Below are 18,201 nucleotides of genomic sequence, written 5' to 3' on the forward strand. Positions count from 1 at the left end.
CTCTGTATCCGAAACCGACGCCGGAGCAGCCCGGCGCCGGGTCATGCTCCCTTGAACTGCGCCATCGCGGCGATGACCGCCGGACCGATGACGATGATGAACAGCACCGGCAGGATCGTGCCCATGAGGGGCAGCAGCATCTTGACGGGAATCTGGTTGGCGACGCCCTCGGCGCGCAGGCGGCGGCCGATGCGCATCTCGTTCGCCTGGTCGCGGACGATGTCGGAGACCGGAACGCCGAACTCCTCGCCCTGCAGGATCGAGCGGACGAACTTGCGCAGCTCGTCGACGTCCGTGCGCTCCATCAGCGACTCGTAGGCCTCGCGACGCGGCAGGCCCAGACTGATGTCCTGGACCGTGCGCACGATCTCGTCGGAGAGCGGCCCCGTGCCGCTCTGCCCGGAGCGAGCCAGGGCGTTCTCGAAGCTGGTGCCCGACTCGATCGAGATGGTGATCTGGTCCAGCAGGTCGGGCAGGGCGTACTGGATCTCCTCCTGGCGCCGCACCGCCTTGCCGTTGAGGATGATGTCCGGGGCGAAGTAGCCCATCAACGGGGCGAAGAACAGCATCATGACGCCGAGCATGCCGCCCTTGCTGGAGAAGATCATGATGCCCATGCCCATGCCGAGCGAGCCGATGATGACCTTCTGCATGAGGATCTTGGCCACGCTCGATCCCTCGGGGCGTCCCGCGAGCATGTAGTTGCGCTCGGCCTTCGCGACGACGCCGGCGGGCGTCAACCGGTAGCCCAGGCCGCGCTTGGTGCTCGCGTGCAGGCTCTTCGAGGACCCCGCGACGACGATCTCGGACTCCGTCAGCTCACGCAGGCGAGCGGCCGCAGCGGACTCCTGCTTGCCGAAGATGCCGAGCGCCTTGAACAGCAGGCCGAGGGCGCCGAAGATCGCGATGATTCCGATGAGCAGCATTACAGTTTCACCTTCGTGATCGAGCGGAGCCACAGCCCGCCCAGCGTGTAGAACACCAGGCTGATGATCATCAGGATCTTGCCGCTGCCGGTGTTGAACAGCGGCATCATGTACGGGCGGTTGATCAGCAGGAACATCAGGCCGACGCCGACGGGAAGGCCCATCAGGATCACCGCGGAGGCCTTGCCCTCGGCCGCGAGGGACTCGACCTTCATGCGCAGCTCGTTGCGCTGCGAGATCGTCTCGGTGACCCGGTCCAGGATCTCGCTCAACCGGCCGCCGGACTCGCGCTGGATGGCCACGGCCTCGGTGACCCAGAGGAAGTCGGCGCTGTCCATCCGCGCGGCGGTGTCCTTCATGCCGTCGATCAGGTCGCGGCCCAGACGGGTCTCGTTCACGATGCGCGCCAGTTCCTCGCCCATCGGCTCGTCCATCTCGGCGGCGACGCTGCCGAGCGCGTTCGGAACGTTCATGCCCGACTTCAGCGCCGAGCTGAACTGCGTCATCGTCTCGGACATCTGCAGCCCGAACTTGGCGCGACGACGCGAGGTCTTGACGCCGACGTACATCTTCACCAGGAACGGCGACGCCGCCAGCAGGATGATGGCGAAGAAGAAGGAGCCGGTCAGGGCCAGACCCGCCGCGAACGCGATGAACGCGATGAGCAGCGTCGTGGCCACCACCGAGGTGACGCTGGACTTGATGCCGGCCAGCGAGAGCTCGTCCTCGGTGAACGGCTTGAGACCGAAGGTCTTGAGGGCCCGGTCGATCGCGTCGTAGACCGGGGTCGACGTCTTGGTCCGCGCACCGTCGCCGGCCGCATCGGCCCGCATCTGCTCCGAGCGCAGATTGGCCAGATCCGGCTGCAGCATGACGTAGCCGAACGCCGCCACCGAGATCAGGATCGACGCGACGCCGATCGCCAGGAAGATCACGAGAGGGACTCCTTGCGCAGGGTGAGCAGATGGGGCGGCACCTTGATGCCGCGCTCGTCCAGCAGATCGACCAGGTGGGCGCCGTCGCCGACGGCCTTGACGGTGCCGCGGGGGTGACCGTCCTCGTCATAACCGGCGCCGAAGTCGAAGCGGTACAGGTCGCGCAGCACGGGCTCGTCGTCCTTGATGCCGACCAGCTCGGTCACGTAGGTGATCCGGCGGGAGCCGTCACGCAGTCGCGAGATCTGCACGATCATGTCGACCGCGGACCCGATCTGCTCGCGGATGGCGCGCAGCGGCAGGTCCATGCCGGCCATCAGCACCAGCGTCTCCAGTCGGGCGATGCAGTCCCGCGGCGAGTTGGCGTGGAGCGTCGAGATCGAGCCGTCGTGGCCCGTGTTCATGGCCTGCAGCATGTCGAGCGCCTCGCCGGAACGGCACTCGCCGATGACGACGCGATCGGGACGCATACGCAGCGAGTTCTTGACCAGGTCGCGGATCGTGACCTCGCCGCGGCCCTCGATGTTGGCCGGGCGGGCCTCGAGCTGGACGACGTGCGCCTGCTGCAGCTTGAGCTCGATCGCGTCCTCGATGGTCACGATGCGCTCGTCCTCGGGGATGAACGAGGACAGGACGTTCAGCAGCGTCGTCTTTCCGGTGCCGGTACCGCCGGACACGAGGATGTTGAGCCGGCCGCGCACGCACAGCTCCAGCAGCTCGGCCAGCTCCGGGCTCATCGAGCCGTAGTTGATCAGGTCCTGGATGCTCAGCGCCTTCTTGGCGAACTTACGGATCGTCAGCGAGGAGCCGCGGACCGCGAGCGGAGGGATGACGGCGTTGACACGCGAGCCGTCAGTCAGGCGGGCGTCGACCAGCGGCGAGGACTCGTCGATGCGACGGCCGACCTTGCCGACGATGCGCTCGATGACGCGGCGCAGCTGGTCCTCCGAGCTGAAGGACTCGTCCGCGAGGGTCAGCTTGCCCTTGCGCTCGACGAAGATCTGCGAGGGGTGGTTGACCATGATCTCGCTGATGTCGTCGTCATCGAGGAGCCGCTGGATCGGGCCGAGCCCGAGGGCGTCGTCCTCGATCTCGCGCATCAGCTGGGCGCGTTCCGAGGCGCCGAGCTGGACGTGCTCCTCCTGCAGGATGACCTCGAGCTCGGCGCGCACGAAGTCGCGCAGCTGGATGTCGGTCAGCGAGGCGTCGTTGATGCGCGAGCCGATGCGTCGGAACAGGGACTCGACGGATCTCTTCTTGAGGTCGTCGAGGACCGCCGAGCGCTGCAGGACGGTCGTGGGCCGCGCGTGGGCGTCGCCCACCTTCTCGGCGGCCAGCAGCCGGTCGGTGATGCTCATTCGTCCCTCCTGAACAATCCACCCTTGCGGCGCGTGGTCTCGCCACGCAGCTTCGCCACGATGGCGTCGACCGCGCTGGAGAGCTCAGCCGATCGCTTGGCCTGCGCCAGCGGCCGGCCGGTGTTGACCGACAGCGCGATGTCGACCGATCGGGCGATCGAGACATCGACCGGCATCTGCATCGCCTGGGCGATGTCGTCGATCTCCAGGCCCGTTCCGGACTCGGTCATGTTCACGACCAGGTGACGGTTGCGCGGCAGCAGGTCGATCCGGTCGAGCAGGTCGGCGGCACGGCGCAGCGCCTTGACGCTCGACACGTCCATCGTGGTCACCATGATCACGTCGGTGGCGACCTCGAGGGCTGCCATCGTCTCGTCCGTCAGACCCGACCCGGTGTCGACGACGACAAAGGCGTAGTCGTCCGACAGCTGGCGCAGCAGGTCGCTCTCCTGGACCGGCGAGATCTTCTCCAGCGCGGCCGGCGACTCGGAGGCGGCCAGCACCAGCAGCTTCTCGTCGAACGCGTTCAGCAGGCCCTTGACCACCAGCGGCGGGTGCACCGAGTGCTCGGTGAACGCGTCCTCGAGCGTGTGCTGGGCGTTGATGTTCAGCACGCTGGCGACGTCGCCGAACTGGGAGTCGAAGTCGATGATCACGGTGTCGAGCGGCGTGCGCCGCGAGAGGGCGATCGCCAGGTTGGTCGAGATGGTGGTCTTGCCGACGCCCCCCTTGGGCGAGAGCACCACCACGACGCGGTGCTCCTCCGGATCGACGCGCCTGACCGGCGCCACGGGGGCGGCCGGGACGGCGACTCGCGGCCGCTGCTCCTCGACCCCGGGCATCGCCGAGCCGACGTGACGGGCCAGCAGTCGCTCGATCTCGAGATCGGACGACAGCGCCGAGACCGACTCGACGACGCCGGACTGTCGCTGCTCGGTCGAGAGCGGCTCGGGCTGCTCCCTGACCAGGACGACCGGCACGTTCAGCTGGTGGTCGTGCACGATGTCGGCCAGCTCCATCGACTGGTCGTCGTCGACGTCCTCGCAGATGACCACGAGGTCGATCGCACGCATCGTCCCGAGCATGGAGTTCAGGGCGTGTTCGGTGAAGGTGGGCTTGAGGCCCACGACCTGACGGTCCGCGACGCGCCGGAGCCTACCCGCGAAGGGGCTGGACTCGGTGATGACGACGATGATGCTCATTTCACAACGTTCCCCACATCCACGGCCGACGCACCATCACGGTTGGTCTCGTCGTTCTGGACGGTCAGACGGACCTGCCCGAACTGTGCGGCGGCGGCCACCTGCGTGGCCTGGGCGGTGGTCACGGCCAGCGTGACGACCATGGAACCGTCCTCATGGGACTTGACGTTCGTCACCGGGACGTTCTGCGCGAACATCCGGCTTCGCTTGTCTTCACCCTTCTCGACGGTCGCGATCATGCCGACCTTGGCGCCTTCTTCGATGAGCTCGCCGACACCGGCTGCGGCGTCCAGCGTCAGGGCGATCTCCTGCAGGCCCTTCGGCACGTTCCCCTTGGCGGCTGCCTTGGCGCCCTCCTTCGCGAAACGCGAATCGAGCAGCTGCTCGCCCTCGACCAGTGGCACGGTCGTCTTGAGACCCTCGATGTCCGCAAGATCGGTGACCGCACCCTTGGCGATGGCCGCCGCCGGCAGACTCACCAGCTCCACGCTGTCGCTCACCTTCGCCGCGTCTTCATTGGCACCGACGTCCTTCGCGACCCGGTAGACCTGCACCATCTCAGCACCCTCGAAGGCATCGCTCTTGGCCTTCGCCGCATAGACGACGACAGCACTGATACCGACGATCGCCAGCACGGCGGCAGCGATGGCGGCGATCACGCGAGAGTTCATGAACCGAGTCCTTCGAGATAGCGGGGGGAGTGAATTAGTCGACGAGCTTGACGTTGGTGAGGCCGAGGTTGGGAGCGTCGCCGCTCAGCCCCGAGCCGGTGTTGTGGTAGAAGGACCCGTACTGGGTGAAGCCGTTGAAGAGGGCACCTTCGGACGAGCGGACGAACTGTCCACGGACACCGGTGCAACCGCCGCCGATGGTGGCGAAGTTGAACTTCATGTCGCAGTTGTTCGTGTAGTTCAGCGACGAGAAGCTGGGCTGCACGCCGAAGTACAGGAACGGGTAGTTGACCCACTTGTCGACCTTGAACGGCGCGAACCCCAAGATGACCAGGCGGCTGGTGTACGTCACCCCGGTCCAGAGGATCGGCTTCTTCTCGACGGCGTAGATCGGCATCATGACGACGGAGCCGTTGCCGACCCCGTTGAGCTTGGCCTCCATGCAGGTGTCGACCGTGATGAGCGACCAGTCGTCCAGCATGTTGCGGTAGACGTCCCACAGGTTGGCGCTGAAGTCGCAGTTCGTGTTGACGCCCGGGAAGACCGAGCGCGTGAAGTACATCGCCTGTCCGACGGACCCGTAGCCCGAGGCCGAGCCGCGCTTCGAATAGACGGTCGCGGTGGTCGCACCGGTGCCGGGGCAGCTGGTCTCGGACGTGCTGTACCGCGCCCAGATGTAGGTGCGCATCGCGCCGGGCGCGGTGGCCGAGCCGGGCTGGGCGGCCAGCCAGTCGCAGTACGGCAGCCCCATCGGGATGAGCTTCGTGCCCACGAGCGGAACCGTGTTCCAGGTGGCGGTCGCCTCGGAGCGGACGGTGCTGGAGGAGTCCCCCAGGACCTTCGCGAAGGTGTGGTTGACGTTCTTCGAGACGCGGACGGTCACCTTGCCGTCGTCGTAGACGGGGTTCCTGGGGACGCCGTTCTTCAGCGTCTCCACGTTGGCGGTGGGGCCGGCGTTCTGCTGTCCGTAGAACGTGGCGGTACTGGGCAGACATGTGGGCTTCTTCAGCGCACAGTCGGTGGCCAGCGCGAGAACGGCCTGATCGGCGGCGTTCTGCACCTCGGCCTTCTCGCTCGAGGCGACAGCGAAGTCGATGGAGACCGCGGCCATGCCCAGAAGCACGACCATCGAGAGCGTCACCAGGACGATCGTGGCGCCGCGTTCGCTCTTGCGCAGGCCGAAGCGACGCTTCCTCGTGCGAGTGGTGGATGTCAGGCGCACTGGGCCACGCCCTTCCCTCGGTAGGTGAAGCTGGCGCCGAACAGACCCGTGTAGGTCGATCGGACGACGGTGGCCGTCACGGTCACGGCACGACCGCTGTTGGCGGCATTGCAGTCAATCGACTTGGTGATCGAGGCCGTGGGGGCCAGGCCCAGCACGTTGGCCCGAGCCGCATCCCAACTACGGTCGATCGCGTAGTTGCGTGCCGCGATCTGCGTCGCGTTGTTCAGCTGGGTCCGGTAGTTGAAGGCCATGCCGAACTCGACGATGCCGATGATGATGGTCATCAGGATCGGGACGACGAGTGCGAACTCCACGGCAGCAACACCGCGCTCGCGCCCTCGGCGCGAACGTCGTGTCCAAGTCGTGAAGTGCGTCATCACGTCTCCTCCCTCAAGGACGTCATGGGGTGGGGCGTCGTTGCCCCGGGGATGGGTGTGCCGCGCCGCGATTCGCGACGCGGCACACCCGGGTCGGTTCGTGAGAACCGGCGTGGATCAGAGGCCGAGCTGTCCGCCCAGGCCGTTCCAGAAGCCGGTGAGCTCGCCACCGAAGACGGAGATGGCGCCGACGATCGCGACGGCGATGCCGGCGATGATCAGCGCGTACTCGGTCGCGGTCGCGCCCTTCTCGTCACGGTCGGCGGTGAAAGCGGTCAGGAAGTTGATGATCTGCAGCATGGGTTTTCTCCTCTGTGTCGTGGTGAACTCGCATACTGCGAAGTCCCTAATAGCGAAACTAATGGGACAGGGGTGTCACGGGTAGCCTTTTGTGAAAAGAACCAACTAAAGCGAACAAAATGATCCGATGGGACTAGCGACACGCCTGTGACTCATGAGTTTTTGCGCGGGATCGACATGGGAGCCCCCTCGGGCGGGGCCCGATGGCTCTCCGCACCAGGCCAGGCGACCTAGAGAAGCGCCCCGAGGTCCCGCCAGCTGGCGGCCAGCGACTCGCCGAACATCGCGATGACTCCGACCAGGACGACGGCGACGCCAGAGATCAACAGCGCGTACTCCGTGGCACTCGCTCCCCGGTCGAGCGAGCGGGACGCGATCCAGTGCTGCAGTCTCACGGCGCCTCCTTACGAGGACGATTCCGCCCGAGGGCTCCACATGAACCAGCGTGGCGGATGAGGATGAAGTTACTGCACCTTCGTCCCCCCGAGGTACGAATCGCGGCAACGCGCGACCCCGCGCCACCGGCGGTATGACGGAGGGCGGGCACACTGGACTCATGACCTCCCCGACTGACTCGGCCGTCGCCGTCTACCTGGACTTCGACAACATCGTGATCTCGCGGTACGACCAGGTGCACGGCAAACAGGCCTTCTGGAAGGACCGCGACGCCGGCTTCGACGAGGCCAAGCTGCGGCAGGCCGAGATCGACGTCCACGCGATCCTCGACTACGCGTCCTCCTTCGGCCGGCTGGCGCTGACGCGGGCCTACGCGGACTGGTCGATGCCCTTCAACGTGCGGTACAAGAAGCAGCTCGTCGACCGGGCGATCGATCTGGTCCAGCTGTTCCCCGCCTCCGGCTCGAAGAACGGCGCCGACATCCGGCTGGCCGTCGACGCCCTCGAGGACATGGGCCGCATGCCCCAGGTCGGCACGGTCGTGCTCGCCGCGGGCGACTCCGACTACATCCCGCTGGCCCAGCGGCTCAAGCGCATGGGCCGCTACGTCGTGGCCGTCGGCGTCGCCGGCGCCACCAGCCGCTCGCTGGCAGCGGCCTGTGACGAGCTGCTGACGTACGACAACCTCCCGGGCCTGACACAGAACGGCGACGACGAGGAGGTCGAGCAGGCCTCGCCCCGCGCGCCGAAGAAGTCGGCCCGCCGCGGCACGCGCAAGAGCGGGAGCCCCAAGACCGAGACCGAGACCGAGACCGAGGCTTCGGCCGAGACCTCGAAGTCCACGAAGTCCATCGAGATCCCGGTGTCCACCGAGCCCATGCTCCAGCCCATCTTCGTCCCGGCCGGCGGCACGCAGGACGACGAGGACGACGAGCAGGCCCTGGCTCGTCAGGCCACCCGGCTGCTGCTGCGCGCCCTGCGCCTGCTGGGCGAGAAGGACCCCGAGGAGGAGTGGACCCACTCGGGCACCGTCAAGAGCCAGATGAAGCGCATGGACTCCTCGTTCAACGAGAAAGAGCTGGGATTCAAGACGTTCACCGACTTTCTCAAGTCGCGTAACTCGGTCGTCGAGGTCGATGAGGACAACCAGACGCGCAAGGTTCGGCTACGTCCGGGGCACTGATTTGGTGCTTTCGGGTGTCGTGCAGTAGAGTCAATCTTGTTGTTGCATGGCATGACTCGGCAGATTGATGGTCGAGCCTCGTTTGAGGCTGTTCGGTTTTCTCTTTGGTTCGAAGTGACGCGTGACATCTAGTTAGTCGCACGCGATTCACGAGTGCGCATTACCTCCCAAGGAGACAGCATGGCTACCGGAACTGTGAAGTGGTTCAACTCTGAAAAGGGCTTCGGCTTCATCGCGCCCGACGACGGCGGCGAGGACCTGTTCGCGCACTTCAGCGAGATCCAGGGCAACGGCTACCGTTCGCTCGAGGACAACCAGAAGGTCGAGTTCGAGGTGACGCAGGGCCAGAAGGGCCTGCAGGCCGCCAAGATCCGCGCGATCTGAGTTTTCTCAACAACACGAGAACTCCGAGAAAGCCCCCGCTTCGGCGGGGGCTTTCTCCATGTCCGGCCACCTTCGGCCCCAGGCATCAGAGCGTGACGACCTGACCGTCGCGTCCGGTCTCCATCCCCAACATCGCCAGCCGCGCCTCGACGTCGGGCGCGTTGTAGTGGCTCAGGTGCACGGCGATCACCCGAGTCCGCTCGTCCACCGCCCCGCTGCCCCGCAGGTCCGCGACCGCCTGCTCGAAGGTCTCGATCCCCAGGTGACGCTCCCCCGCCAGGTCGAGCCGGTCGCCGAAGGTCTGCTCCAGCAGCACCAGATCCAGCCGGCTCGCGCCGATCTGCTCCATCGCACCGGGTGCCCACGGGCCCGTGTCGCAGGCATAGAGCACCGAGCGCTCGTCACTGTCGATCCGGTAGAGCACGGTCTCCCCCAAGGCCTCATGGGCGGCTCGCACGACGGTGACACGATGCGCGGCGGCCGTGAAGATGTCGCCAGCCGTCACCGGCACCAGGCGCACCGAGGTCTGGTCCGGGGCCAGCCAGTCACGACAGCGGTCGATGGCCGGCGCCGGCCCGTAGACCGTCAGCGGGCGGTCGTCGACCCAGCTGCGGTGCAGCAGGAACGCCGGGTCCAGGTGATCGCTGTGGGCATGGGAGATCAGCACCGTGTCGACGTCGACCAGGTCGACGCCCGCGCGCAGGGCCTGGCGCGGAGCCTCCGGGCCGGGATCGATCCAGATCCGCCCGTCGAGCAGCACGCTGGTCGGGGTGCGGATGACGCCCTCGGCCAGCATCGTCACGCAGGAGTCGCACCGGCAGAAGGGCGTCGGCCATCCGTCGGCCGACCCGGTCCCCAGCAGCAATGCCTCCACGCTCCGAACGGTAACGGGTGCGCAGGGACCCGACGACTCCGCTCAGTCGTGCGCGGGGGCCTCGCCGCGCAGACCGCGTGAGGACATGACCTTCTCGGGCGTGATGGCGATGACGACGCGGTTCGGGTTCTCGGCCGGCGGCCGGTAGCGCTCGGCGTACAGCCGCTCGGCCAGCGAGATCGACTCGCGGTCACGCAGCACCTGCGCCGAGCCCGCGATGCTGAGCCACTGCGGACCAACCACCTGAGCCACGGTCGCCCGCGAGTCGCGCTCGATGTTGCGCACCTTCTGGCTGCCGTCCATCGTCGTGATCCGCACGATCCCCTCGAAGACCGTGAAACCCACGGCGACCACGTGGATCCGGCCACCGGGGCCGATCGTCGACAGGGTCGCCAAGTGGCGATCGGTCAGGAAGTCGCCCTCGGGCAGCCAGATGTCGGTCATGGCCCCATCATGGCGAAGGTCACCCCACCGGACCTCTGGAGGCTGCTCGTAGAGTGACGGGGTGCCGACCTCAGCCGTCTCTCTGACCACTGCTCTCGAACTCCCTCACGGACCTGCGTGGCCCAACCGCTGGACGCTCGCTCCGCTGACGAACAAGCAGAGCCACGCCGACGGGACCCTGTCGGCGGACGAGCACGAGTGGCTCGTCGCGCGTGCTCGCGGCGGGTTCGGCCTGGTCATGACCGCGGCCGCGTACGTCTCCCCCGAGGGTCAGGCCTGGCAGGGCCAGCTGGGCATCAGCGACACGCGCCACGAGGAGGGCCTGCGCCGCCTGGCCGACGCTATCCGCGACGCCGGCGCGGTCTCGTCGGTGCAGCTGCACCACGGCGGGATGCGCGCCGACTCGACGGTCACGGGAATGGCGACGGTCGCCCCGTGGGCGGACCCCGACCGGGGCGTGGAGGAGCTGTCGACGAGCGACGTCAAGCGCGTCATCGACGACTTCGTCGCCGCGGCAGTCCGCGCCGAGCGCACCGGCTTCGACGGCGTCGAGATCCACGGCGCCCACGGCTACGTGCTGTGCCAGTTCCTCGACACCCGCAAGAACCACCGGACGGACGAGTTCGGCGGATCGCTCGAGAACCGCAGTCGCGCGCTGCGCGAGGTGCTCACCGGCATCCGCGCGGCGACCGGACCCGACTTCCAGGTGGGCGTGCGCGTCTCCCCCGAGGGCTACGGCATGCAGGTCGACGACGCCACGACACTCGTCGAGCAGCTGCTGGCGTCCGGCGAGGCCGACTACGTGGACCTGTCGCTGTGGGACGTGGCGAAGGCGCCCCGGAACACCGAGCTCGACGGGCTCCTGATCGACCGCTTCATGGACCTGCCGCGGCACGGTACGGCTCTGGGCGTCGCCGGCAAGATCCTGTCGGCGAAGGACGCCACCTGGTGCCTGGAGCGCGGGGCCGACTTCGTCACCGTCGGCACGGCCGCGATCATCCACCACGACCTGCCGCAGCGGGTCGCGGCCGATCCCGACTTCGTGAGCGATCCGCAGCCGTTCAGCCGCGAGCGCCTCGAGGCCGAGCACCTGGGCGCCGCGTTCATCGACTACCTCGCCGACGGCTGGGACGACTTCGTCGCCTGAGCGGCAGCGGACATGACACAGGGCCACCCCGCGAACGGGGTGGCCCTGAGGTCCATGAGGGCTGGGCTGGTGGAGCTGCCGGGAATCGAACCCGGGTCCTCTGGCGCTGAGACAGGTCTTCTCCGGGTGCAGTTCGTCTGTCGCTTTTCTCAGCCCCGGTGCTCGGACGAACGCGTCACCGACAGGCTCAGCAGCGGAAAAAGTCCCGATCCGACCCCGCTACACGGTCAGATCAGCAAGTCCTCTGAATGAGGTGGACAATCCGGGACGAGGACATTCCCGGGCCCACCCTTCGCGAGTCGCCTCAGGCGGCGAGGGCGAAGTCAGTGCGATTGGAATCGGCACTTATTGGTGTGCAACGAACGTTTGAGAGTTGACGTTGCCTTCTCTACCCGCTTCTCCTGAAATCGAACGACCAAAGTCGAAACCGATCAGCCCCTCTGGAATTGTCAACCGCCGGCGGACCGGCGTCATCAGGGTACAACGTCGTGGCGACGAAATGATTCCCCGAGCCAGTTCACTCGCCCAGCAGGGCGGCTCCGTTGTCCCACAGCACGGCCCGCATCCAGTCGTCGCCCAGCCCCAGGCGGTCGAGCGCCTCGACCTGATGGGCGTACGGATACGGGATGTTCGGGAAGTCGCTGCCGAAGACGATCCGGTCCTGCAGGGCCAGCAGGCGCTGCGGATCCACCGGCGGCCGGTCGGGGAAGAAGTCGACGAACGTCATGGTCGTGTCGAGCCTGACGTTCGGGTACTGCTCGGCCAGGTCGCAGAAGGCGTCGACCTCGGGCATGCCGAGGTGGGCGATCACCAGCGGCAGCCGCGGGAAGCGCCGCAGCACCTCTGCCACCCCCTGAGGGCCGGTGTGCGGGCCGGGCATGGGGCCCGAGCCGGCATGCAGCACGACCGGGACCTGCGCCTCCTCGATCGCCGCCCAGACCGGATCGAGCAGCGGGTCGTCGGCGGCGAACTCCCCCACCTGCAGGTGCGCCTTGAAGACCCGCACCCCGTCGGCGATCGCCGCGGGCACGTACTCGGCCGCCTCGGGCTCGGGAAAGAACGTCGCCGAGCGCACCGAGTCGGGCACCCGCTCGGCGAAGCCGGCCAGCCACTCGTTCATGAAGGGGGCCACGCCGGGCTTGTGCGCGTAGGACAGGGCCGTGAAGCGCCGGACGCCCAGAGCACGCAGGGTCTCGACCCGCTCCTCGTCGCTGGTCCGGTAGTGGATCGGCCAGGGGCGACCCAGTTTGGGACCGGCGGCGTCGAAGTACGCCCAGACCTTCGCCAGCACCTGCGGCGCCATGAAGTGCACGTGGACGTCGACGACCCCGGGCACGCCCAGCCGCTCGAGGTACGCGGCGAGGTCGGCGTCCTGCCAGGTCATATGCCCTTGAGGCGCCTGCCCACCTCGCGCTCGGCCTCACGCGAGGCCTGACGCTCGGCGAGGGCGTGACGCTTGTCGTACTCCTTCTTGCCGCGCGCGAGCGCGATCTCGACCTTGGCCCGGCCGTCCTTGAAGTACAGGCTCAGCGGCACGATCGTCAGGCCCTTGGCCTGCGTGCGGTGTTCGATCTTCTCGATCTCGTGACGGTTGAGCAGCATCTTGCGACGCCGGCGGGTCTCGTGGTTGGTCCACGTTCCGTTGTCGTACTGCGGGATGTGGACCTGCAACAGCCACGCCTCACCGCGGTCGATCTCACCGAAGCCGTCGACGAGCGAGGCACGACCCTGACGCAACGACTTGACCTCGGTGCCGGTCAGGACGAGCCCGGCCTCGTAGGTGTCCTCGATGTGATAGTCGTGCCGCGCCTTCTTGTTCTGCGCGATCATCTTGCGACCGGTCTCCTTGGCCATTCGACCATTCTGTCAGGTCGGGGCCAGTGAGGCGTCAGAGCCAGTTCATCGGCTGCGTCGTGCGGCCGTTGACCAGCACCATGAAGTGCAGGTGGCAGCCGGTCGAGTAGCCGGTGGACCCGACGTACCCGATGATGTCGCCCCGGCTCACCTTCGCGCCGGTGCTCTTGGCATAGCGCGAGAGGTGGTTGTAGGTCGTGATGACGCTGACGCCGCGCTTGACCCCGTTGTTGAGGATGACGCGGTTGCCGTAGCCGCCGTTGTAGTACTGCGACACGATCCGGCCACCCGCGGCCGCGCGGATCGGGACGCCGCAGCCGACACCGAAGTCGGTGCCGTCGTGCAGCTTGTAGACGCCCGTGATGGGGTGCCGGCGCATGCCGTACGGCGAGGTGATCGGGCCGGAAACGGGGCGACTCAACGCGCCGCCGGAGTCACCGGTACCGGAGCCGCCGCCTCCGCCACTGTTGCTGGAGCCACCACCTGCACCGCCGCCTCCGTTGCCCTTGTTCTTCTTGCGGGCGCGGGCCGCGGCCGCCGCAGCGGCCGCCAGCTCCTTGCGGACGATGTCGGCCAGCTGGTTCTCGAGGCGGACGCGGTCGGCCTCGAGCTCGGCCTGGAGCTTGAGGTCCTCGGCCAGGGTGGCGTCGGCGGTGCGCTTGGCGCCGGCGCGTGCCGACACCAGCTTGGCGACCGAGGCGGCCTGCGCCTGGGCCTGGGCGGTCAGCTCCTGCATCTGGACCACGACGGCCTCGGCCTGTCGCTTCTGGTCGGCGACCTGGTCGCGCAACCGCTCGACCTTGTCGCGCTCGATCCCCAGCATGACCTCGGAGGCGGCCAGCTCCTGCATGACCGCGACCTGCGCGTCGCCGATGGAGGTCTTCGCGCTCATCTGCTCGGAGAACAGGCCCGGATCAGCACCGCGCAGCAGGTCGCCGAAGGCCTTGAGGCCCGCGTCGCCGGCCATGACCGATTCCACGGCGAACGACTCGACGGCGCCGCGCGACTGCTTGAGCTCCTTCTCGGCGGCCTCGAGGCGCGCCTCGGCGGCCTGCAGCTCGGCCTCGGCCTTGTCCAGCTCGGCGCGCAGGCGGGCGTCCTCGGCCTGGGCGACGGCGAGCCTGCCGCGCGTCTGGCCCAGCTTCGTCTCGGCGGCCGACAGGCGGGCGGAGGCCCGTTCGAGCTCGCGCTTGGCATCGCGAGCGGCCTTCGTGGACTCCTGGACCTCGTCCTGGGCGTCCTTGAGCCTCTGCCTGTTCTCGCGCTGCTCGCGCTTGACGTCGTCCTTCTCGTCACTGAACGTGGGCGCGCTCAAGCCGGCCACCAGCGCGATGCTGAGGGCCAGGGCGAGCAGGGTCTTGCGCATTCTCGTCATGGTCTCGAATCCGGGGAAGTGTCCGCAGGGGACGGAATCGTGCGAACTGACGTCAGCGACTCTACGGCAGAGGTTGAGGGTTTGAGCTCAGCGCCGCGCCCCCGCGTGTCCTCAGACGTCGAGGTACTTGCGTGTCATGACGAAGGTCGGCACCAGGGCCAGGAGCAGGGCCAGCACGGTCGTCATGCCCATGACCAGGAAGGCGTCCTCCCAGCGCACCCACGTCGTGATCCGACCCAGCGTGTCACGCAGGTAGCCGTAGACGACGAAGTGCATGAACGCCGCCATGCCGCCGGCGGCCAGGGCCGCCGAGATGATCGCGGCCACGAGGGACTCGAGCACGAAGGGTGCCTGGATGTGCCAACTGGACGCGCCGACCAGGCGCATGATGCCGATCTCGCGACGTCGGGCGAATGCCGTCATGCGGATCGTGTTCGAGACCTGCAGGATCGCCGCGATGATCAGCAGTCCGGCCGTGGCCAGCGCCGCCCACTGCATCTTGTCGAGCATCTCGAACAGCGGTCCGAGCAGGTCGCGCAGCGAGTTGACGTTGCCCACGCCGTCCATGCCCGAGACCTCGCTGACCACGCCGTCGAACTGCTGCGGGTCCTTCAGGGTCACGAAGTAGGACTCGGGGAACGAGTCGACACCGAGGGTCTCGAGCTGCTTGCGACCCGTGTCGGTCTGGCCGAGCAGCTCGCGCGCCTGGGCGAAGTTCTCCTCGGGGGTGCGCACCTCGAAGGTCTTGACCTCGGGGTTGTCGCGCAGCGCGGTCTGCACGGCCTGCTTCTGCTCGTCGGTGGCCACACCGCCGACGCACGTGGCGGCCGGCGAGTTCTTGGTGCAGAGGTTGACCTGCAGCTGGAGCCGGTCGCCGAAGTACTGCTCGGTGCGCTCGGCCTGGGCCTGGATCAGCAGACCCAGGGACGCCAGCAGCAGCGACACGCTCATGGTGACGATCAACGAGATCGTCATGGAGGTGTTGCGCGTCAGGCTCGCGCGCAGTTCGTTGAGGATCGCTCGCATGGGTCTCAGTTCTCGTAGCCGTAGATGCCGCGGGCCTCGTCACGGATCACGCGGCCCTCGTCGAGCTCGATGACGCGCTTGCGCATCTGGTCGACGATCGAGGAGTCGTGGGTTGCCATCAGGACGGTCGTGTCCTCACGGTTGATCCGATCGAGGAGCTTCATGATGCCGACGCTGGTCGTGGGGTCGAGGTTGCCGGTGGGCTCGTCGGCGATGAGGATCATCGGCCGGTTGACGTAGGCGCGGGCGATCGCGACGCGCTGCTGCTCGCCGCCGGAGAGCTCGTCAGGGCGGCGGTGTCCCTTGCCGTCGAGACCGACCAGGTCGAGCGTCTCGGGGACGAGGCGCTTGATCTCGTCACGCGGCTTGCCGATGACCTCGAGGGCGTAGGCGACGTTCTCGAAGACCGTCTTGTTCGGCAGCAGGCGGAAGTCCTGGAACACCGTGCCGAGCTGGCGGCGCAGCTTGGGCACCTTCCAGCTGGGGAGCTTGTTGATCTCCTTGCCGGCGACGTAGACGTGGCCGGACGTGGGCCGGGCCTCACGCAGGATCAGGCGCAGGAAGGTCGACTTGCCCGAGCCGGAGGAGCCGACCAGGAAGACGAACTCTCCCTTGGTGATCTCCAGATCGACGTGGTCGAGGGCAGCACGCTTCTGGCCGGGGTAGGTCTTGGTGACCTTGTCGAAGCGAATCACTCGATCGAGTGTAGGTGGGGCACCTGATGATTCCTCGGACGTCGACGCGACGGCGTCACGTGAAGAGCGCCTCACCGACGAAGCCGTCCGGGCGGATGCCCGCGGGGATCGCGAACACCGCTGATCCGATGGGCGTCGTCCAGGCGTTGAGCGCGTCCTGCTCGGCCAATCGCGCCTGGATCGGCAGGTACTGGCGCTCCAGGTCGGCCTGGAACGAGCAGAAGATCAGGCCGGTGCCGGTGGCGTCGTCGTAGTTGTAGCCGCGCCGGAAGATCCGCTCGCCGTCGTCACCCTCGCGGGCCCGACGCACGTGGGCGGAGGGCCCGACCACGGTGAAGCCGCGCTCGTCGACGGCCTCGAGATCGACGTCGTCGGACGGCCTCCCGCCCGTGGTGGGAGCGCCGTCGGCCAGGCGCCGGCCGATCGAGAACTCGCGCCCCTCGCGGCCGACCTCGTCCCAGGTGTCGAGATTCATCGCGATGCGCCGCACGACGAGCGTGGTGCCGCCGGCGAGCCACGGCTCGGGGCCGTCCCGCCACACGACGCGGTCGAACTCAGCGGAGCCCGGTGACTCGTTGGCGGTGCCGTCGACCTGTCCGAACAGGTTGCGCATCGCCGTGCCCGGCCGGTGGGTGCCGGCGGCGTGGCGGAAGCCGTCCTGACGCCACCGGACCGTGGCGAAGGCGCGTGCGTCGCGGACGAGCAGGCGCAGGGCATGCGCGATGGTGGTCGGGTCGTCGGCGGCCACCTGCAGCAGCAGGTCTCCCCCGCTCCACCGGTCCTCGAGTCGGTCGATGGTGCGGTACTTGGGCAACGGCCGCAGCCACGTGGGCACCCGGGCAGCGCCGCGGACCACCGCGACGAGGCCGGGACCGAACCCGAAGGTGACGGTCAGCCGCGCGGGCACCGCCGCCAACTCCGGCTCGAGGTCGGCCAGGGGCGCCCGGCCCGCGGTGAGCCGTCGGGCGTCGTCGGTGAGCAGGATCAGGAGCCGGCGGACCGCCGCGGCATCGACGCCGTCACGCAGGTCGAGGGCCAGCAGGCTCTGGTGGGCCTGCGGCTCCATCTCGATCCCCGCCTGGTGGCGTCCGTGGAACGGGACCGAGCGCGTGCCCGTGGGCTCGGGGTCGGAGGTGGCACCGGTCGCGGTCGCGCCCAACGCCGCACCACCGACGGCGGCGGCACCGACCGCCGCAGCCCCTCCGAAGAGAGCGCGACGCTTCATGACCTCAGTGCCCCTTGCCGCCCTCGTAGTCCTCGGCGCCGCCGGCGAAGTCCTTGGCCGTGGCCGTGATGTCGAACGTCGATCCATCGCCGAGCTCGAGCGTCAGCTCGACCTCCTCGCCGGGCTGGATCGGGGCCTTGAGGTCCATCAGCATGAGGTGGTCGCCACCGGGCTCGAGCCGGATCGAGTCCCCCGCGGGGATCGTGACGCTCTCGACCGGACGCATGGCGCCGTCGGCGGTCTCGTGGATCTCGGCGCGGTCGGTCAGGCCGGTCGTGACGCCGACGATCGTGACGTCCTCGTCACCGCTGTTGCTGAGCACCGCGAACGCCGCGCTCATCTTCATGTCGGTGGCCTTCACCCACGCGTCCGCCACGGCGAGGCCGGCGGCCTCGCCCTGCGCATCGCCGGAGCCGTCACCACACGCCGAGAGGGTCAGGAGAGCGGCCAGCAGCAGGGGAAGAACACGTCGAAACACGCCGTCCAGAATACCGGCGAGAGGGTCGAGGCACTGAGCCTGAGTGGTGATCCGGACCTCAGTCGTGCTGGGGAGATCCGAGGTTCAGGCCGCCGTGGCCGGGGTCGCGAGGCTCGCCGAGGTGAC

At 68.0% G+C, this 18,201-nt stretch carries 21 protein-coding genes and 1 other RNA gene; 3 read left to right on the plus strand and 19 right to left on the minus strand.

The features are described 5' to 3' along the window. Nucleotides 1-41: 41 nt before the first annotated feature. From NP095_RS12020 to NP095_RS12060, 9 genes are all read right to left on the minus strand, one after another. Nucleotides 42-926 carry a type II secretion system F family protein gene (locus tag NP095_RS12020; protein WP_232418659.1) on the minus strand — a complete coding sequence of 295 codons (885 nt, stop codon included), beginning with the start codon at nt 924-926 and terminating at the stop codon, nt 42-44. Next, on the minus strand, nt 926-1,861 hold the full coding sequence (locus NP095_RS12025; RefSeq protein WP_232418658.1) for a type II secretion system F family protein: 936 nt from the start codon (nt 1,859-1,861) through the stop codon (nt 926-928). The genes NP095_RS12020 and NP095_RS12025 overlap by 1 nt, the downstream gene beginning before the upstream one ends. Beyond that, nucleotides 1,858-3,219 carry a CpaF family protein gene (locus NP095_RS12030; RefSeq protein WP_232418657.1) on the minus strand — a complete coding sequence of 454 codons (1,362 nt, stop codon included), beginning with the start codon at nt 3,217-3,219 and terminating at the stop codon, nt 1,858-1,860. Before NP095_RS12030 ends, NP095_RS12025 begins: the two co-directional genes overlap by 4 nt. Then, nucleotides 3,216-4,421 (minus strand): AAA family ATPase, encoded by a 1,206-nt coding sequence (locus NP095_RS12035; RefSeq protein WP_232418656.1) that lies wholly within the window; start codon nt 4,419-4,421, stop codon nt 3,216-3,218. The genes NP095_RS12030 and NP095_RS12035 overlap by 4 nt, the downstream gene beginning before the upstream one ends. Then, the gene (locus NP095_RS12040; protein ID WP_232418655.1) at nt 4,418-5,092 is read right to left on the minus strand and encodes an RcpC/CpaB family pilus assembly protein; all 675 of its coding nucleotides are present in this window, start codon (nt 5,090-5,092) and stop codon (nt 4,418-4,420) included. The genes NP095_RS12035 and NP095_RS12040 overlap by 4 nt, the downstream gene beginning before the upstream one ends. A 34-nt stretch (nt 5,093-5,126) precedes the next feature. Beyond that, the gene (locus NP095_RS12045) at nt 5,127-6,314 is read right to left on the minus strand and encodes a TadE/TadG family type IV pilus assembly protein (protein ID WP_232418654.1); all 1,188 of its coding nucleotides are present in this window, start codon (nt 6,312-6,314) and stop codon (nt 5,127-5,129) included. Next, entirely contained in the window at nt 6,305-6,631 is a 327-nt protein-coding gene (locus tag NP095_RS12050; protein ID WP_232418653.1) for a TadE family protein, read from the minus strand. Before NP095_RS12050 ends, NP095_RS12045 begins: the two co-directional genes overlap by 10 nt. A gap of 180 nt (nt 6,632-6,811) precedes the next feature. Continuing rightward, complete coding sequence (locus NP095_RS12055) at nt 6,812-6,994, minus strand: Flp family type IVb pilin (protein ID WP_232418652.1); 183 nt, start codon at nt 6,992-6,994, stop codon at nt 6,812-6,814. 230 nt (nt 6,995-7,224) lie between these two features. After that, nucleotides 7,225-7,389 (minus strand): Flp family type IVb pilin, encoded by a 165-nt coding sequence (locus NP095_RS12060; protein ID WP_232418651.1) that lies wholly within the window; start codon nt 7,387-7,389, stop codon nt 7,225-7,227. Between the two features lie 161 nt (nt 7,390-7,550). Between NP095_RS12060 and NP095_RS12065 the strand changes: the two genes are divergently transcribed. Together NP095_RS12065 and NP095_RS12070 are read left to right on the plus strand one after the other, a co-directional pair. Beyond that, a complete protein-coding gene (locus NP095_RS12065; RefSeq protein ID WP_232418650.1) occupies nt 7,551-8,573 on the plus strand; it encodes an NYN domain-containing protein in 1,023 nt (340 codons plus the stop codon). Nucleotides 8,574-8,753: 180 nt separating this feature from the next. Further along, nucleotides 8,754-8,957, plus strand: coding sequence for a cold-shock protein (locus tag NP095_RS12070; protein WP_146827219.1), 204 nt, complete (start codon nt 8,754-8,756; stop codon nt 8,955-8,957). A gap of 85 nt (nt 8,958-9,042) precedes the next feature. On the opposite strand, the gene NP095_RS12075 is transcribed toward NP095_RS12070, so the two are convergent. Together NP095_RS12075 and NP095_RS12080 are read right to left on the minus strand one after the other, a co-directional pair. Then, nucleotides 9,043-9,831, minus strand: coding sequence for an MBL fold metallo-hydrolase (locus tag NP095_RS12075; protein ID WP_232418649.1), 789 nt, complete (start codon nt 9,829-9,831; stop codon nt 9,043-9,045). Between the two features lie 42 nt (nt 9,832-9,873). After that, a complete protein-coding gene (locus tag NP095_RS12080; protein ID WP_232418648.1) occupies nt 9,874-10,275 on the minus strand; it encodes a pyridoxamine 5'-phosphate oxidase family protein in 402 nt (133 codons plus the stop codon). A gap of 61 nt (nt 10,276-10,336) precedes the next feature. Here NP095_RS12080 and NP095_RS12085 point away from each other — a divergent pair, with 61 nt between their 5' ends. After that, nucleotides 10,337-11,422: an NADH:flavin oxidoreductase gene (locus tag NP095_RS12085; RefSeq protein WP_232418647.1), complete on the plus strand. Its 1,086-nt coding sequence runs from the start codon at nt 10,337-10,339 to the stop codon at nt 11,420-11,422. 67 nt (nt 11,423-11,489) lie between these two features. Here the strand turns inward: NP095_RS12085 and ssrA are convergent. From ssrA to NP095_RS12125, 8 genes are all read right to left on the minus strand, one after another. Next, nucleotides 11,490-11,861, minus strand: a transfer-messenger RNA (tmRNA) gene (gene ssrA, locus NP095_RS12090). Nucleotides 11,862-11,939: 78 nt separating this feature from the next. Next, nucleotides 11,940-12,806, minus strand: coding sequence for an amidohydrolase family protein (locus NP095_RS12095; RefSeq protein ID WP_232418646.1), 867 nt, complete (start codon nt 12,804-12,806; stop codon nt 11,940-11,942). Next, the gene (gene smpB / locus NP095_RS12100; protein WP_232418645.1) at nt 12,803-13,276 is read right to left on the minus strand and encodes an SsrA-binding protein SmpB; all 474 of its coding nucleotides are present in this window, start codon (nt 13,274-13,276) and stop codon (nt 12,803-12,805) included. The genes NP095_RS12095 and smpB overlap by 4 nt, the downstream gene beginning before the upstream one ends. Before the next feature lie 34 nt (nt 13,277-13,310). Then, on the minus strand, nt 13,311-14,642 hold the full coding sequence (locus NP095_RS12105; protein ID WP_232418644.1) for a M23 family metallopeptidase: 1,332 nt from the start codon (nt 14,640-14,642) through the stop codon (nt 13,311-13,313). Between the two features lie 120 nt (nt 14,643-14,762). Next, nucleotides 14,763-15,677 (minus strand): permease-like cell division protein FtsX, encoded by a 915-nt coding sequence (ftsX, locus tag NP095_RS12110; protein ID WP_232418643.1) that lies wholly within the window; start codon nt 15,675-15,677, stop codon nt 14,763-14,765. A 5-nt stretch (nt 15,678-15,682) separates the two neighbouring features. Next, nucleotides 15,683-16,372 carry a cell division ATP-binding protein FtsE gene (gene ftsE, locus NP095_RS12115; protein ID WP_232418642.1) on the minus strand — a complete coding sequence of 230 codons (690 nt, stop codon included), beginning with the start codon at nt 16,370-16,372 and terminating at the stop codon, nt 15,683-15,685. A gap of 55 nt (nt 16,373-16,427) precedes the next feature. Further along, nucleotides 16,428-17,597, minus strand: coding sequence for a Dyp-type peroxidase (locus NP095_RS12120; RefSeq protein ID WP_232418641.1), 1,170 nt, complete (start codon nt 17,595-17,597; stop codon nt 16,428-16,430). A gap of 4 nt (nt 17,598-17,601) precedes the next feature. Then, on the minus strand, nt 17,602-18,075 hold the full coding sequence (locus NP095_RS12125; protein WP_232418640.1) for a copper chaperone PCu(A)C: 474 nt from the start codon (nt 18,073-18,075) through the stop codon (nt 17,602-17,604). Nucleotides 18,076-18,201: the final 126 nt, after the last annotated feature.

It is taken from the genome of Aeromicrobium duanguangcaii (genome assembly GCF_024508295.1).
GTDB lineage: Bacteria > Actinomycetota > Actinomycetes > Propionibacteriales > Nocardioidaceae > Aeromicrobium > Aeromicrobium duanguangcaii.